This window comes from Acetobacter vaccinii (assembly GCF_008365315.1).
Classification (GTDB): domain Bacteria; phylum Pseudomonadota; class Alphaproteobacteria; order Acetobacterales; family Acetobacteraceae; genus Acetobacter; species Acetobacter vaccinii.
Genome location: NZ_CP043506.1, coordinates 647,776 through 665,000 on the forward strand (window position 1 = coordinate 647,776; position 17,225 = coordinate 665,000).

13 protein-coding genes, 1 tRNA gene and 2 rRNA genes (1 of these 16 running past the window's edge) are annotated in these 17,225 nt (G+C 54.4%); 3 read left to right on the plus strand and 13 right to left on the minus strand.

Annotated elements, in window-relative coordinates; genetic code table 11:
- Position 1: 1 nt before the first annotated feature.
- The 3 genes from FLP30_RS02860 (at position 2) to FLP30_RS02870 (ending at position 2,171) form a co-directional block, all read left to right on the plus strand.
- Positions 2 to 430 carry an ExbD/TolR family protein gene (locus tag FLP30_RS02860; RefSeq protein WP_149278507.1) on the plus strand — a complete coding sequence of 143 codons (429 nt, stop codon included), beginning with the start codon at positions 2 to 4 and terminating at the stop codon, positions 428 to 430.
- Between the two features lie 75 nt (positions 431 to 505).
- Positions 506 to 940, plus strand: a complete 435-nt coding sequence (locus tag FLP30_RS02865) for an ExbD/TolR family protein (RefSeq protein ID WP_149280176.1) — start codon at positions 506 to 508, stop codon at positions 938 to 940.
- Positions 941 to 1,193: 253 nt separating this feature from the next.
- Positions 1,194 to 2,171: a hypothetical protein gene (locus FLP30_RS02870; RefSeq protein ID WP_149278508.1), complete on the plus strand. Its 978-nt coding sequence runs from the start codon at positions 1,194 to 1,196 to the stop codon at positions 2,169 to 2,171.
- 88 nt (positions 2,172 to 2,259) lie between these two features.
- On the opposite strand, the gene FLP30_RS02875 is transcribed toward FLP30_RS02870, so the two are convergent.
- The 13 genes from FLP30_RS02875 to FLP30_RS02935 form a co-directional block, all read right to left on the minus strand.
- Positions 2,260 to 3,555 (minus strand): NtaA/DmoA family FMN-dependent monooxygenase, encoded by a 1,296-nt coding sequence (locus tag FLP30_RS02875; protein ID WP_168200035.1) that lies wholly within the window; start codon positions 3,553 to 3,555, stop codon positions 2,260 to 2,262.
- A gap of 68 nt (positions 3,556 to 3,623) precedes the next feature.
- A complete protein-coding gene (locus tag FLP30_RS02880; RefSeq protein WP_149278510.1) occupies positions 3,624 to 4,412 on the minus strand; it encodes an ABC transporter permease in 789 nt (262 codons plus the stop codon).
- The gene (locus FLP30_RS02885; protein ID WP_149278511.1) at positions 4,409 to 5,338 is read right to left on the minus strand and encodes an ABC transporter permease; all 930 of its coding nucleotides are present in this window, start codon (positions 5,336 to 5,338) and stop codon (positions 4,409 to 4,411) included. The genes FLP30_RS02880 and FLP30_RS02885 overlap by 4 nt, the downstream gene beginning before the upstream one ends.
- On the minus strand, positions 5,298 to 6,401 hold the full coding sequence (locus tag FLP30_RS02890) for an ABC transporter ATP-binding protein (protein WP_149278512.1): 1,104 nt from the start codon (positions 6,399 to 6,401) through the stop codon (positions 5,298 to 5,300). Before FLP30_RS02890 ends, FLP30_RS02885 begins: the two co-directional genes overlap by 41 nt.
- 30 nt (positions 6,402 to 6,431) lie before the next feature.
- The gene (locus FLP30_RS02895) at positions 6,432 to 7,550 is read right to left on the minus strand and encodes an extracellular solute-binding protein (protein WP_149278513.1); all 1,119 of its coding nucleotides are present in this window, start codon (positions 7,548 to 7,550) and stop codon (positions 6,432 to 6,434) included.
- Positions 7,551 to 7,558: 8 nt separating this feature from the next.
- Complete coding sequence (locus tag FLP30_RS02900; RefSeq protein WP_149278514.1) at positions 7,559 to 8,290, minus strand: DUF4198 domain-containing protein; 732 nt, start codon at positions 8,288 to 8,290, stop codon at positions 7,559 to 7,561.
- 41 nt (positions 8,291 to 8,331) lie between these two features.
- Entirely contained in the window at positions 8,332 to 9,690 is a 1,359-nt protein-coding gene (locus tag FLP30_RS02905) for an LLM class flavin-dependent oxidoreductase (RefSeq protein WP_149278515.1), read from the minus strand.
- A 3-nt stretch (positions 9,691 to 9,693) separates the two neighbouring features.
- The gene (locus tag FLP30_RS02910) at positions 9,694 to 11,058 is read right to left on the minus strand and encodes an LLM class flavin-dependent oxidoreductase (RefSeq protein ID WP_149278516.1); all 1,365 of its coding nucleotides are present in this window, start codon (positions 11,056 to 11,058) and stop codon (positions 9,694 to 9,696) included.
- Positions 11,059 to 11,100: 42 nt separating this feature from the next.
- A complete protein-coding gene (locus FLP30_RS02915; RefSeq protein WP_168200036.1) occupies positions 11,101 to 13,500 on the minus strand; it encodes a TonB-dependent receptor plug domain-containing protein in 2,400 nt (799 codons plus the stop codon).
- Positions 13,501 to 14,153: 653 nt separating this feature from the next.
- Complete coding sequence (locus FLP30_RS02920) at positions 14,154 to 15,146, minus strand: LysR family transcriptional regulator (protein WP_149278518.1); 993 nt, start codon at positions 15,144 to 15,146, stop codon at positions 14,154 to 14,156.
- A gap of 280 nt (positions 15,147 to 15,426) precedes the next feature.
- Positions 15,427 to 15,503, minus strand: a tRNA-Met gene (locus FLP30_RS02925).
- Between the two features lie 32 nt (positions 15,504 to 15,535).
- Positions 15,536 to 15,651, minus strand: a 5S ribosomal RNA gene (gene rrf / locus FLP30_RS02930).
- 109 nt (positions 15,652 to 15,760) lie between these two features.
- Positions 15,761 to 17,225: ribosomal RNA gene (locus FLP30_RS02935) — 23S ribosomal RNA — on the minus strand; it runs 1,270 nt beyond the window's last position.

Here is a 17,225-nt window from a genome sequence, read left to right on the forward strand (position 1 = left end):
CATGGGGATGCATGTCGGCGGCGGTGATGGGGGGGAGGACGAGGTCGTCTCCGCCATCAACACCACCCCGCTTGTCGATGTCATGCTGGTGCTGCTGATCATCTTCCTGATCACGATCCCTGTTGCGACCCACACGGTCAAGCTGAGCCTGCCCAAGGACCTGAGCCAGCCGACAAAGACACAGGTCAGCAACATTGTTGTTGCCGTCACGTCGGACGGGCATGTGTGGTGGAACCAGACAGCGCTGCATGGGCAGGAGGAGCTTGAAAGCCAGCTTGAGAAAGTGGCTGTGCTCAAGCCCCAGCCGCAGATCCAGATCAGGGGTGACGCGGCGGTGAAGTATGAAACCGTGGGCCGGATTGTTGCTGCGTGCCAGCAGGCCGGGATCTACCACGTGGACTTCATTACCGAGAAGCCGAAGGACAACTGAGCCTGTGGGGGCGCTGCCCCCCGGTGCTCTCGCCCGGCCCGAGGAGGGCAGAGGCGCAGAAGAGAGTAAATGGCCATGGGCATGAATGTCGGGTCGTCGAGCACGACGGAAGACGAAGGCATTGTTGATATCAACACGACCCCGTTGATTGACGTGATGCTGGTGCTTCTGATCATGCTGATCATCACCATTCCGCTGCAGACGCAGTCCGTTGCGATAGACCTGCCACAGGGCAACCCGCCGCCGCCAACGGTCGAGGTGCCGGTTGTGACGCTTGGGATCGACTTTGACAACAGCCTGAGCTGGAACGGGGAACCCGTGACAACGGAGGAAGACCTGCAGGCCCGGCTGCGGCAGATTGCCACGGGGCCTGAGGACTTCCGCCCCGAGTTCCACATCCAGCCCAACCGGCTGGCCAGCTACAAGACGGTCATCCACGTCATGGCTGACGCTCAGCGCCTCGGCGTCACAAAGCTCGGCATAACCGGGCAGGAACAGTTCGTGCAGTAAGCGCTGTTCAGCATTCAATTTTTTAAAAGGGCTATCTGCCATTCATTCCGGCGGGTAGCCCTTTTTTTATTACCCTGCCCTCAGCCCCTCATGGGAACTGCAAAAGATGCATTTCCTTGTTGCAATTGATATTCGATTGCAATACGGTGTGTTTATCGCCTCTTCCCCGTGCGACCTACCCGGCGGCACTTCCCGACTTCTGGTCGGTGTGGTGTCGCCGGTTTCTATCTGTCAGTAAAGGATTGCTCTTCTCATGAAAGAAGAAACAGTCTCCGACGCGCAATGGCACCTTGACCACTCACAGCCATCACAGTTTTTAAAGTATTTTGATCCTGAAAAAGGTTTTTCCCTGCAAATTGAAACTCTTGTCACGCGCTTTCGTGACATTGTCTCTCTTTGCACACCCGAAGACCCTGATGCCCCCCTGCTCCACCTGCGTGATGCTCTGGCCTTTCATCTGGTCAAAATGTCCCGGTGGTGGGGGTTTGAATTCTGCCCCCGTGCCCTGACCGGCATCCGCGGCCCTGTCTTTATGTCCTGGCTCAAGGCCCATGTTGCCCGTAACCTCGAAGACGAAATGCTGCTTGATGTCTTTACCCTGCAAAAACACACAAAAGCCGGGAGCAAAGCGCAGGTTCTGATTCTTGGGCTGGATAAAACCCCCTGTGGCTGTGCAAGCTTTGCCTATGGGGTCGATGGTCAACGGCTGTTCCGCTATAGCTCACTGATCCATAATGGGCAGATCACCTGGTGCGACGAGCAGTATCCTGATTTTGCCAGCGCATGGCTTGCCGCCCGCAGCACCCATGCCAGCACACGCCCTGTATATGCCAGTGCAGGCGCGCAGTTTCGCGCAGGGCTTGAGCACACCTGGGCAAGGTCCTGGTACCAGAGGCATTTTTACAGGCTTGATGAACGCACGGCTGTCACCTTTTACGAACAGGCCTGTGTACAGTCATCGCTCTGCCAGACCATATTTGGGCAAAATGCCTTCAAGACCATTACCGGCGGTCTGGCCCTGCAAATTATTGAACGTGCCAGCGAACGCCATGTCAGCGTGGCTTCCATCCTGAATGAAAATGGTCGCATGACCAATAATGCATCTTCTGCAAACACTATTATACAGCAGGCACGTGACTATATTCATACCTGCATCGACGTAAGCCAACGCCCGTCCCGCAACGATGCCATCAATCGGGCGTCTGTCTCAGGCCATCGCCGCTGCTGCTAGCGGCCAACAGTCCTCAGACTGACAGAGTGCAGGGGGGATCACTGATCCTCCCCCACGTCTGGTGCAGCAATACACCTGCCATTGTCTGTTAACCGAACAATCGGCTTCGGAATGTCGCGCCCTCTGGACGCTGTCGTCCAAAGGGTTTTGACCGTATTACGGGCAGGGAGAATTTTACAAAATTCTCAGCGTCTCTCTGGGTCTGCTGTGGCAGAATCATAAACCCATCAGCCGCTTTTTCTTCAAACCACAGTTGCAGATTGTCACACACACTGCGCCCATCGCCCGTAAAACTCAAAACACCTTGCCCACCATTCAGTCTGGTGGCCAGCTCCCTGAGTGTTCTCACCTGCCCGCTCTGAACTAGCCGCCGGACCAAGGCAAGCTGGGTACGATAACCCTGTATGTCATCGGCCTCAGGTAAGGGCGGGAGAACATCATCTAGCGCATAGCGGGTCAGATCCACGCCAATAAAGCTACTGACCCTCTTAAGTGTTGCTTCCGCAGAAACCAGTTCTGCCAGTTCTGCGGCCCGTTCCTGGGCAGCATTGTCATGCTGCTCGACAAGAACACGCACGGACATGATAACCAGAATATCAGACTCTGCACGCCCATGGTCGCGCGCGCGGCGCTTGATGTCCTGATAATATGCTTTGGCATCCTCAAGATCCTGACTGACCATATAGACAATGTCCGCATAGCGCGCGGCAAAGTCCCTGCCTGTTGCTGAGGCACCCGCCTGCACAATCACAGGCTTGCCCTGCGGGCTACGTGGGGCGTTCAACGGTCCTTCAACCGTGAAAAACTGCCCATGATGACCCGTAACGGCAACGCGATCCGGGTCAAAATACATACCACGGTCTTTGTCAGCCACCACAGCATCCGCTTGCCAGCCTGTCCACAAGGCTGTTGCCACGTCCAGAAACTCCGCAGCACGCTCATAGCGGCTGTCATGGTCTGGCAATGTTTCCGGCCCAAAGTTCAATGCTGCATTCGGGTTTGCGGTTGTCACAACATTCCAGGCCGCCCGACCATGGCTGATCCGGTCAAGTGACGACATCATTCTTGCCAGATTATACGGCTCTGTGAATGTTGAAGAAACCGTGCAGACCAGACCAACATTGCGGGTATTGACCGCTACCGCACTCAGCAGAGTCAGCGGTTCAAACCCCAGCACAACAGAATCTGGCGCATACCGATTAACCGACAACCCATCGGCTATGAACACCATATCCAACCCGGCTGCGTCTGCCATCCGGGAGAGTTCCAGAGAATAACTGATGTCATACGCACGCGACACCTGGGTCAGAGGGTGACGCCACGCTCCATTATGGTGGCCTATCGGGTCTATATTAAGACCAAACACTGCACTGTTTCTGCTCAACGGGATCATCCTCTCTATTGCAGGCCCGTCAGGTTCACATATCAACCGCCAAAACCGCGCCAGAGCTTTCAGCCCCTCTTGCTGACAGAGCGCGACCTGAGCAACCCGAAAGCCAGTGTCGCAACCAACGTCACCCCTGTGACAATGGAAGACACCGCAGCAATAACGGGGGTGATTGCCTGACTGGCATACGCATACATTTTAGCGGACAGCACCGGCGTCATGACCGGGCCTATGAAAAGCGCAAAGGTTGTTTCGTCCCACGCGGACTGGAACGCAAGCACAAGGGACATAACCGTGCCCAGTGCCGCCAAAGGCAGAACCACCGTGCGTAGAATTGTGATCGGCCGTGCCCCCATGGACGCCGCCGCAACCCACAAATTGGGATCAATCGTGCCGAACGAGGCAAGAATGAACGTAACCGACAGCGGCAATGCCAGAACACTATTGGCTGTTGCCAAAAGGTATTCAGACCCCACAAAGCCCGATGGCATGAACAGTGCAAATACACCAGAGGCCAGCACAACATGGGGCACCCATAAGGGGGCAAATACCAACACCATGCTCCACCGCGGCACATCCCCCCGCCGCACATGCACGATACCAAACAGAACAGCCACCAATGTTGTCAGAATAGCCGCCAGCACAGACATTCTGAGCGACAACAGGCCGGATTCAAGCCAACTCGTATCAGAAAATACCTGCCAGTACCACGATGCCGTTAACCCTTTTGGTGGAAACTCTATAAATTCCGAACGACCGATGCTGGCCGGGAGCACTGCAAACGCGGGCAAAAGCAGAAAAATAACAATCAGGCTTGCATAGGCTGCGCCACAAACATTGAGGATTTTTTTCATTTTGCGCTCTTGCGATGGTACGCACCGCCGCCCAGAATGAGGCAGAACACCATGGCCATGACAATGATCAGCAGCGTTGCAACGCCGGATACCGCAGCATGGGCGGCACCCATTTCAAAATCCACTGTCATGTCACTCAGAATAAGCTTGCCAAGAACCGTATCCTGCGGCCCTCCCAACAGGACAGGGACAAGGAACAGCCCCGTCGCCAGAGTAAACACAAGCAGCAAAGCCTGAGCGACACTGCGGCGTAACTGGGGCCAGTAAACATCGAGCACAACCCGGAGCGGCGATGCCCCGAAGGACACGGCAACATGAGCCAGTTCATGGTCAACATGCCGCAAACCGTTTAGCAGCGACATCGCGGCAATCGGCATCATCACCTGTGTCATGCCGATGATAACGGCTGTTTTGGTATAAAGAATATCCAACGGGTGGCTAATCAACCCCAGCCCTTGCAGCACTGAGCTGACAATGCCCGTGCGCCCGAGCAATAATTGCCATGAGACCGCCCGGACAAGGCCAGAAAGTGCGAGCGCCACACCGAGTATGCCTGTAAACAGCCTGACGATAACATCCCGGCACCGACTGACATACAGGCAGGCCGGAAACGTCAGCCCCACCGCTCCCACGGCTGACACAGTAGAAAAAAAGACCGTATTGGCCAACGCCAGACGATACTGCGGTTGCCCCAGAAAATCACGATAGGCACCAAGGCCCAATCCCGCAGGCGTTATAAACGACAGATAGATCTGGTAGAGTATAGGAATAATCACAAACCCGGTCACCAGCACCAGCCCCGGCACAAACAGCCACAGGTCGCGCTGCTGCCCGCCCCCCCACAGACTGGGGCGCAAGCGGGATAGGACAGCCCCCAGCGCCACGCTATGCCTCCACAACACGGCTATGATGGTCACGCCAGCCACAGAGAACTTCTGCTCCCGGTTCGCCCGGTGTTTCCCACGGCCGTAGCTCTGCTATCAGCCTGATTGCCCCTGGCAGTTCCAACGTAACCCGCTGCCGTGCGCCCAGGTAGATAACGTCGATTACGCGCGCTTTAAAACGTGTCATATCATCACGCACATTATCCCCGATATGAACATACTCGGGACGGATCATGACCTGCATATGCTCATGTTGTGTGCGGGGTGCCTGGGTGCGGACTGCAACCCCAAGGCCCGTCAAAACAGCCGAACATTCCCCGGCGCTGATACGAATATCCTCGGCTGCAAACAGATTGGCATCACCCAGAAAACTTGCCTCCCATGCCGAGGCTGGGTTTTCATACAGCTCCCGCGGGGTGCCAAGCGCCACAATCCGCCCATGATTGAACAGGGCGATACGGTCAGAGAGGTACATGGCCTCGTCCTGATCATGCGTGACATAGAGGGTCGGAATACCAAACTCATGCTGGAGCCTGCGAATTTCCTGCTGCAAATCTGCCCGCAGCCGCTTGTCGAGCGCCCCCAGAGGCTCATCCATAAGCAACAGATCAGGGTTGAACACCAGCGCCCGAGCCACAGCAACGCGCTGGGCCTGCCCGCCGGAAATCTCCGCTGGATAGCGCGCAGCCTGAGCACCTAGCCCCATGGTCTGCACGATAGCAGCTACTCTGGCGGCTACCTCAGGCTTGGGAATTTTGCGTATCTGCAATGGGTAGGCAATGTTCTCTTCAACCGTCTTGTTGGGAAAAAGCGAATACCGCTGAAAGACCATACCAATATTACGGTCATGGGGCTTAAGCCGTCGGACATCCACCCCACGAATAGCAATATGCCCGGCATCAGCCTCAATACTACCAACAGCAAGCCCCAGCAGCGTGGATTTTCCCGAACCACTGGGACCAAGCAGGGTCACAAACTCTCTGGGCCCAACGTCCAGAGAGATCCCGTCCAAGGCTGTAAACTGACCATAACGCTTGCAAACCCCAGCATAGCTAAGCCCTGGAGGAACGTCCTGCGCCACGGACCCATCGCGTTTTGTTATCATCCGCTGTTCCTGCTGTCTTTCCACGCTCTGTTACAGGCCGGATTTGCCAGTCGTCACCCAAGCCTGCCACAGGCGCGCTGTGCGTGCGCCATGGGCACGCCACCAATCGTCATTGATAGCCACAGACTGAGCCAGATTTTCCGGACTGGTTGTGACAACCGCGCTTTGCTGCGGCGTGAGGAACTGCGCAATATCTCGCGCACCCCCACCGTACCCGGTATTTTTGGCAAACTCAGCCTGCTGCTGGGCATTATTGACAAACGCGAGCAGGGCTTCCGCACTCACCACATGCTGCCCACCTTCTGGAATAAACAGCCATGCATGGCTGAGCACATTCTGTTTCCAGCTCATGCCAATGGGAAAATGGTTGGCAATGCCTGAGACAGCCCGCCCACTCTGCGCAACACCGATTGTGAAATCCCCTCTGTTAATGCCCTGGATCGGCTCATCACCAGTGCTCCAGAAGGCCCGGACAGAGGGCCTGATCTGATCCAACCGCCCAAAGGCCCGCCGCAGCTTGTCATCTGTCAGGGGGTAGATCTCATCTGGGGGGACACCATCACTCAAAAGGGCGATCACCAGCATATAGGGATGGTCGTACAGAGTGCGTGGACCGGGAAATTCCTTTGTATTCCACAAATCTGCCCATGTTGTCGGGGCTTTGGCAAAGACCCTGGTGTCATACACCAGCACTTCGGCATATGTGCTCAGCCATGTGCCATAGGCATTATAGGACCCAGGTAGCAGAGCACTGGCCAGAGGTTTCCAGAAATCATCCGGCAGTCTGTGAAACAGGCCTTCCTTGATCCCTTCCTCAAACTCCCAAGGAGACCCGGTGTAGGAAACATCGTATGGCACAGAATGATTATGCACATAGCCCCGCAACTGCGCGAAATTATGCGCGCTGACAGCCGCATGCACAGCAACACCACAGTGCTGTGTAAACGGTTTGAAATGCGCGTTGCCGTAGAACGTCCAGAATGTTCCGCCTGATGTATCTACGGCAAGGGTATCTTCCAAAGGATGATCTTTGGTCGCAGGGTAACACAACGCTGCGGAGGTTCCCCCGTCATGCCGCTTGCAGGCAGAAACACAGAGCAGGCTGGCAGCCAGAACACTCATAAAAACAGGACGTATCAGAGGCAACATGGGCTTATTCAGTCCGCTTCATTATGCACAAGAGAGAAGCTCAAAGAGGTTGCATAGCGATTAAAATTGATGTCCTTATCGTTGGTCACAGGCTGGTCATACTCCAGGGCCAGAACGTTCAGTTTGTCATTCTGCAAGGTAATATCCGTCTTGCCCTCTGCATTGGTCGGCGCGGAGAGAACGCTGTCATTGCCAAGAAAATTTTCGATAATACGCGCCCCAGCCAATGGCTTGCCCTGCAAGAGCACACGCACGGCCAGATGATCACCACGCTTTTTTGTCAGCGGGTCTTCCAGCGGGACAATTTCAAGCCCAAGCCCAAGCCCATGCGAGGTCAAACTGGCACCCGGTTTTTCAATGGCAACATTGTATTTAAGCGCATGCAGCCCTTCATCCGTTCCCGGCAGAGTGCTGCGTTTTCCTTTTTGCCATTTAGCACCCTGTTTACGAGCATAAAACCCATAGTCAGCCGTGGAAACAATCACCGCCGCGTCAGAGGCCGGAGCCAGCACAGCATGGTCGGCAGAGCGGGTAACCACAACGGGCACAGCCTCACCTGTTATGGAAAATGCTTTAACATCTTTTATTTTTTGGGCGTCATAGGCTTCATCACTGGATGAAAACCCTATGACCAGTGTTGGCTGGCTCACACGCTGTGCCAGATACAGCACATGGGCAGAAGCCGGAATGGCCACGCACGCTGAAGCAACGGACAAAAGAATAGATACTTTTTTAAACATGAGATCAAACCTTCCAATACAGGCTTAGGGTGAGAGACCACTCATGAAAGAAGTGAGTTTTTGGGCCGAGGCAGACCAAGCTTGTCACGCAAACTCCCCGGCCTGTAGGCTGACTGCACGAGGCCACGGCGCTGAAGCTCCGGCACAACAAGGTCAACAAAACGATCAAAGGCAAAGGGGGACACAGGCGGCAGAATGTTAAAACCATCCACAGCCCCCTGCCGGTACCATTCCTCGATATAATCAGCGATTTCGACAGGTGACCCGATAATAAAGCCGTGCCCGCTTGCCCCGGCAATGCTTTCATAAAGTATGCGGATGGTCGGGCGGGTTGTGTGGGTCAACTGCTCGATCAAGCGTAACCGGCTGACTGAACCCTGAGTTTCCCCAAATTCAGGCACGGGTCCATCCAATGGGTATGAGCGCAGGTCAATCTCCCCCACCAGTTCTGCCAGCAGTGCCAGACCTGCATCCGGGACAATAAGGGAAAGCAGTTCGTGGTAGAAATCATGCGCGTCCTGATGAGTCTCCCCTACATACGGCACCAGCCCAGGCACAACCAGAACATGATCAGGATTGCGCCCAGCCGCCCGCGTGCGCGCCCGAATATCCGCCCGGAACTCTTTTGCTGCCTGAATATCCCGCTGCGCTGTGAACACCATATCGGCCGTTCTTGCCGCAAGACGGCGTCCCGGCTCCGATGACCCTGCCTGAGCGATCAGCGGGTGCCCCTGTGGTGGTCGCAGAATATTCAGCGGCCCAGAAACCTGAAAGTGCTTGCCCTGAAAATTAAGTGCCGAAATCTGTGTCAGATCAGAATAGACACCCTGCTCCCGGTTACGCACATAGGCACCATCTCCCAAGGTGTCCCACAAGCCCCGGACAACATCCACAAACTCCTCCGCCCTTTCGTAACGTGTAGCGTGGTCGAGATGGTGTGTGCGGTTGAAGTTACTGGCTTCCGCCGGGTTGGCAGACGTGATGAGGTTCCAGCCCCCTCGTCCACCGCTTAACCTGTCCAGCGAGGCAACGACCCGCGCCACACTATAGGGTTCGGCATACGTTGTTGTCGCACTGCCCACCAGACCGATATTGCTTGTGCCTGCTGATAATGCCGCCAGGAGAGTAAAAGGTTCCAAATGCCGTTTAGGTTCAGTCGCGGCAAGGCCGTGGCTGTAACGTGCCTGATGTTCTGGCGTACCATCAAAAAGGGCCGAGCTGTCTGCAAAGAAAACAATATCAAATTTTCCCGCCTCGGCCTTTTTGGCTATCTGCAAATAATGCGACAGTTCATCCGTCTGCTCGGCACCGGAGCGTGGGTGACGCCAGCCAGCAATGTGCGAGCCGGAGGCATTGATAAGAACAGCCAGTTTCAGCCGGTCTGTCGGCGCTGCGGTCATTGGCTATGCTCCCTCTCTTACCCGCGCTGCCGCATAACGGTTAACATGCGGTTTGAGTCCAAGATTGTCGCGCAGGGTTGTTCCTTCATACTCCCGCCGGAACAGCCCGCGACGCTGTAATTCAGGCACAACCATGTCTACAAAATCCTCGCAGCCACCGGGCAATTGATTGGGGGTAATGTTAAAGCCGTCACAGGCCCCTGCCTCAAACCACTCCTGCATGGTATCCGCCACATCTGCCGCTGTACCAATAATGCAATGTCCGCCCCCACCCTCGCCCGCAACATAGCGGCCAAACTCCCTGATGCTCAGCTTCCTTTCACGGGCAACCTGCACCAGACGATCGACAAAACTCTTCATCCGCGGGGCATTCTTCGGTTCTGGCACAGGTCCATCAGGATCAAAATCGCTCAGATCACCCAGGACATTATAGGCGCGGGACAGGCAGACCAGCGGGTCAAGCAGGTCCTGCAAGGCATCAAACTTCGCCTGTGCCTCGGCCCGTGTCGGGGCAACAATGGGCCGCAGACCGGGCATGATTTTCAGATCATCCGGCTTACGCCCATAACCCGGCAGACGGGCTTTGACATCATCATAAAACTCTCTGGCCTCAGCAAGTGTGTTCTGCCCGGCATAAATAACATCGGCATGGGCGGCAGCCAGTTCCCGCCCCTGCCCTGCGGCGCCAGCCTGAATAATGATCGGCCGCCCTTGGGGAGTCGCCGCAACATTGAGCGGCCCACGCACCTTGAAGTGCCTGCTGGCATGCGCAAGCACGTGCATCTTGGCTTCATCGTAGAAATGGCCAGACTTACGGTCATACAGAAGGGCATCACTCTCCCAACTGTCCCACAGCCCCTCCACAACATCGACAAAATCTTTTGCCCTGTCATAGCGTGTTTCATAATCATAGTGCTGGTCACGGTTAAAATTCTGCGCCTCAGCCGTTGACCACGATGTCACCACGTTCCAGCCTGCACGCCCACCACTGATAATGTCGAGCGAAGCAAATTTACGCGCAATATGAAAAGGCTCATTATAGGATGTCGAGGCCGTAGCCACCAAACCGATGTGCCTGGTCAAAGGAGCCAGAGCAGGCAAAAGGGTCATGGGTTCAAGTTCAACCAGTTCATACCCTGACCTTACGCGCGCACCTCGCGGCATATCGCTTTCACGAATACCCAGCCCGTCAGCAAAAAATATCATATCGAGCTTGCCACGTTCAGCCGCTTTGGCAACGCGTAGATAGTGGTCGAAACGCAACGTACCATCAGCAGGCACTGCCGGATGACGCCACGCAGCAGGATGATACCCCAGACCACGCATTGACATGCCCAGCTTCAAACGCTTTGCCCCATGCGACTTCATGCCTGATCCCTTTTCCCGACAAGCATCATACATTCTTCTATTTCAGAATGTTTTTGAAACAGATCCATACGCGAATGATCCGGCTGGGTTGATTACTGCCAGACTGGAGTTTGAAAGACGGCCACCATTGCCGGAATTGTAAACCATCTTTGGTTTGGCATTGGCTGCGTTCTGCACCCCGATCAGCACATCCCACCCACCTTTTGCCGCATAGCTGACGGTAAAATCAGCCGTAACCAATGGCTCGAACCAGGCCTGCGTACCAGGGTTCTGATTATTGGCCCCACCATAGCTGCCATAATACGTCTGGGTTGCCGTAAAACGCCAACGGTCAATACTGTAGGTTTCGTTAAAGATGGTCTTCATCTTGGGTGTTGCCTGATAGAACAGGCTGGTCACATGATAATAATCAACCAGCGGTGACCCACCCAGACTTGCATCCGTCACATTGTCCAGTTTTGTGTGGTTGTAGGAAATACCACCACTGAGAACGAAGTTTCCACGCCCGACCCGCACATCATAATGCCCTGAAAAATCAAGGCCCGTTGTGGTTGTGCTGCCCATGTTTAGAAAATACTGAATCCCATAAACAGTAGGATACCCCGCGGCAGACAGCACACTGCTTACTTTTGAACCGCTGATAATATTGGACAGAGCAATCCTATTCCGAATTTTCAGGTAATATCCGTCAAGCGTAAACCATGCATGCCTGTTGATGGTAACAACCGTCCCACCCGAGACGTTAATGGATTTTTCAGGCTTAAGCGCCCGACCACCCGCAGCCTGGCCAATGGCAGAATCCGAGGGCACCAGCAAAGTCTCAGCCCGGCCAGAGGGATATGCCGCACTGGGCGTAACCTGCACTGGCGTGTCCTGAAAAAGAGAGAGCTGGCCAATAGTTGGCGCCTTGAAGGCATTGTTTACAGAAGCCCGGAACGCCAGAAAGCGATTAACCTCATATCGGGCCGATGCCTTGCCTGTTATAGCGGTACCAAAATCACTATATCCCTCGACCCTGCCTGCAAGGGATACCGTCAGCTTTTTAACAGGATCAGCTTCCACACCGATAAATCCGGAGGTTGCGCTGCGCCCCCTGTTATAAGCTGCGGCTTCGGGCGTGATATACCCTCCACCTGTCACACCGATCGGCACGCCGCTGACCCCGCCAAAGCTATACGAGGCAACGTCACCCGCGTCCTGAAAGTAGTTTTCCCATCGTTGGGCAAAACCTGCTGATACAGTAATGGGCGAGGCAAAGACGTTATTTTTAAAGGCCTTCTTATAATTCAGCTCCAGATTTTTCATCTGGTCAGTCAATTGACCCAGATAAAAATTCCGTGGTGAATTAAGGCCATATGACGGATTTTCAGAGTTGGTCGTGTACATACTCAGTTTGTTCTGACCAAACGTAAAACCCAGATCAAAAAGCCCAATGGAACTCTTGTACTTTAGCCCTGCCATACCGGCTATATCCTGCGGCCGCCCCCACCCACGCAGTTGGTAGCCATCAGGCGTCAGACCCACGACATTGGTATTGGCATTGGGTAGCCTTAGCGGACTGACACCGGCTGTTTCTCGCTGGCTATAGTTAAACAGGCCATAGAAATCGAGCTTGTCAGTAATAGGCTGGTCCAACGTGGCAGCCAGCGCCAGATCGTATCCCTCGCCCATGCCAGTCTGCCAGTTCCGCCCTGGTGCAGAAGCTTCCTTTTCTGGATGAGCAGTCGGATAGCTACTTGTGGCGCAATAGTAGCAGCGCGTATCTGTGCCGGAATTAAGGGGCACAAAATCATGGTGGTCATACGTACCACTTATGGTCAGTTTCCCTTTGTGTGGCAGGGCAAACCCCTTCCACCAGGATGCCTGCGAGGTAAAACCATACCCGCTGGAATAGACACCCGCCTGACCACCAACAGCTCCACCCTTGTCAGTATTGCGCAGCACAATATTGATAACACCGGCCACAGCATCCGACCCATACTGAGCCGATGCTCCGTCTGACAGAACTTCGATATGATCAATCGCAGATATTGGTATTGCCGCCAGATCAACCGCCTGCGACCCACGACCAAAACTGTCGCCAGTATTGACGGAGGCCGATGGATACCAACGGTGCCCATTCACCAGCACCAAAGTTTCGTCAGGTGAGAGCCCGCGAAGAGAGACCTGCTTTGTCGCCGTCGCTGACGTATTGGCGCGGTTAGCAGGAAAATTGACGGAAGGAGAAGACATTTCCAGCGCCTGCCCCAAAGTAGCCGCCCCAGTCTGGCTGAGCCGCTCCGCCGTAACAATCGAGATTGGCGTTGAGCTTTTGAGCTGCGTAACACGACTGCGATTTGTGCCCGTCACAATCACCGCTTCACCCGCAGCCAGCGATGGTGCCGCACCAGACTGCAAAGATGCCACTGCCTTTGCCGAACTGCTGACGGCTACAGGCTTCACCACCGCGCCATTCTGTGCAGCAGAAGTTGCTTTCTGTTGGGTATGAGTTGTTGCCTGTGCCGCCGTGTCGGCATAAGCCGCGTGCATATGAAAAACAGTAAGAGCCGCAGATGTCAGCAGGCCCCCACGCCGCCACCGATGCGATATCAAGGATGCATACATAATGTGCCACCGTCAGTCGGGCCTATGAGAACAGGACCGGAGGAATTTCTTAGGATTACCCACTTTTTTCAGAAAAAATATCGCCTTTTCAGGCGAATACAGCCTGAACATCGCAACAGTAGCACCTCTACCGTCATCAATGCTCCAGAAGCCGCAACAGGATGTGCTGAGACAGTCATAGTTTTATCATGTCCATAAGTTATTAAAAATAACCTACCATGACAAAATCGCATAATGGAAGGGATTTCACGAACCATTATGAATTTAAATCTTTGAGCACAGATATTAATAGCATTTAATAATAGTGAAATATGAAGGCGCAGAGAGCGGCTCTCCCTCTATCTCCTTCAAATATATAGTTTTTAAACCCAAATATATTTGGAATAATTTTTGAGAAAAACTCCATGCCCCGATGATCTGTGGAATATGCGCCACAGCATCCGACATATCGAATCCGGTCTATTTTACATTGTAGATTCGTATTACCCTCTTCAAGAGGATACTTCAGCGTTCCCTGCACCTTCAGCAATACGAAACGGTGCATCGGGACTATAACGCTCCAGCACTGCGGTATAGTCCTTGGCGGCATGCAAATGAAAGCCCGGCACTATGCGACACGCTTCCGTTGCAATAATCTCTATCAGTTCAGAAACATCATCTCTCAATCTTGTTCTTTCAGGAGTAATCGCTCCAAAAAGAAACGGTATATCAATATCAATCGGGCGAACAACAACTTCCGGAAGCGGAATACTATACGCTGTCACCGGGTCAATAATCGCGATACCCAAGCCAGCCCGCACAGCCATGAGAATATTGATAGACACATTGCTCTCAATCAGCCCTGCGGTTGAAAGACCCGCCTCAGCGAATGTGCGACTAACCCGCCCTCTGGCACGATAGGGATTTTCAAAAGCGACCAAGCGCTTGCCCGCACATGCCTCCAAGGGAATACGCTCTAACTGTGCCAAAGGGTCCCTTTGATGCACAGCCATGACACATGATGCCTGACCAAGCCAGTGGAGCCGCAACCCTTGATGTTCCAGCGGCAGGCTATTAACCCCCACGTGCACCAAACCGTTCTGCACCCCCTGCACAACACGCTCGGGCGGTAGGCTTCTGATTTTCAACTCTGTATCAGGTTGGCACCACCGGGCCAGGGCACTGGACAGCAAACCCGCAGCCAAAGCTGGCGTTGCTGCAATACGAATGGCGGGTTCTTTTTCCTGCTCAATTTCGCGCGCACGCTCTCGCACCTGGCGCAGATTCAGAAGAGCAGGCTCAACCTCCTGATAAAATTGATACCCTTTTTCCGAAGGGCTTACCTTGGGACCATTCCGGATCAGAAGCTCGTAACCGATTTCTGCCTCTAATTCCTGTATCTGGCGGGTTACAGCTGGCTGAGACCGCGAAAGCAGCCGCCCTGCTGCTGTAATGCTCCCCGTTGAAATGACGGCAGCAAAAGCTTCCAGTTGTCGTAATTCCATATCGCCTCAAAAACCCTGAACTCTCAGTCCGCTGTGCTTCTTACACAGTGCATAAAGATGGAAATCAAACTAGTCGATTTCTGTTTTTAAGGAGGCTTTGCATTAATGCACTAGCAGTCTGCCATTTCTGGGTCCTCCCCTGCGCTTCTTTCATTTGCATGAGGGACGAGAGAGAGTGTGTGTGATGATGGGTTTTTACGGAAGCAGTTTCTACTTTCGTTTTTTCCCGTTGCGGTATGATTTAGTCACAAAAAAAGCCACCCGATTGGGTGGCTTAAGATGGTTGCGGGGGCAGGATTTGAACCTGCGGCCTTCAGGTTATGAGCCTGACGAGCTACCGGGCTGCTCCACCCCGCGGGTGAGGATGTATTGATAGGGTGGTTTGGAAGACCTGGCGGCGACCGACTTTCCCGCGGCTTAAGCCGCAGTATCATAGGCGCTGGGGTTTTTCACGGCCGAGTTCGGGATGGGATCGGGTGGAACACGCCCCGCCATAGCCACCAGGTCATCCAGACCACCCTTTGGTGGTGTGGACCGGTTGGTTTTTGAGAGAGTGAGTGTATGACGTTGTGCATGGATGATTTCTGTGCACGGTCTGTCGGTTAGGACAGTGAAGGAGTGAGCCTATTGGGTGATTAGGACCAGTTAGCTGCACGTGTTACCACGCTTTCACATCTGGCCTATTAACGTGGTGGTCTACCACGACCCTTGGGGAGACCTAGTTTTGAGGTGGGTTTCCCGCTTAGATGCTTTCAGCGGTTATCCCGTCCATACTTAGCTACCCGGCTGTGCCGCTGGCGCGACAACCGGTGCACCAGAGGTATGTTCATCCCGGTCCTCTCGTACTAGGGACAAATCCTCTCAAGTCTCCAACATCCACGGCAGATAGGGACCGAACTGTCTCACGACGTTCTAAACCCAGCTCACGTACCACTTTAATCGGCGAACAGCCGAACCCTTGGGACCTGCTCCAGCCCCAGGATGTGATGAGCCGACATCGAGGTGCCAAACCTCCCCGTCGATGTGGACTCTTGGGGGAGATCAGCCTGTTATCCCTAGAGTACCTTTTATCCGTTGAGCGATGGCCCTTCCACGCGGGACCACCGGATCACTATGGCCGACTTTCGTCTCTGCTCGAGCTGTCACTCTCGCAGTCAGGCGGGCTTATGCCATTGCACTCGACAGCCGGTTTCCGACCGGCCTGAGCCCACCATCGCGCGCCTCCGTTACACTTTGGGAGGCGACCGCCCCAGTCAAACTGCCCACCATGCAGGGTCCCGGACCAGGCTTACTGGTCGCGGTTAGACATCAGAGAGAGACAGGGTGGTATTTCAAGGATGGCTCCACGGGAACTGGCGCCCCCGCTTCAAAGCCTCCCACCTATCCTACACAGACTATCTCTGATGCCACTGCAAAGCTGCAGTAAAGGTTCATAGGGTCTTTCCGTCTGACCGCGGATACCCCGCATCTTCACGGGGAATTCAATTTCGCTGAGCCGATGCTGGAGACAGCGGGGAAGTCGTTACGCCATTCGTGCAGGTCGGAACTTACCCGACAAGGAATTTCGCTACCTTAGGACCGTTATAGTTACGGCCGCCGTTTACCGGGGCTTCAATTCAGTGCTTGCACACCTCCTCTTAACCTTCCGGCACCGGGCAGGCGTCAGACCCTATACGTCGTCTTTCGACTTCGCAGAGTCCTGTGTTTTTACTAAACAGTCGCTACCCCTGGTCTGTGCCACCCGCCAATGGTTGCCCAATGACGGGTCTCGCTTATCCCGAAGTTACACGAGTAATTTGCCTAGTTCCTTCAGCATCGTTCTCTCAAGCGCCTTGGTATTCTCTACCAGTCCACCTGTGTCGGTTTCGGGTACGGTCTATATGCCAGAGCTATTTCCTGGAATGCGCCAAAAGCCAGTCCAATCCGATAAGGACTGACAACATATTGCATTCGTCACTTCTGGCAGGTTCAGGAATATTCGCCTGATTCCCATCGACTACGGCTTTCGCCCTCGCCTTAGGGGCCGACTGACCCTGCGTGGATTAACCTTGCGCAGGAACCCTTGGACTTTCGGCGACA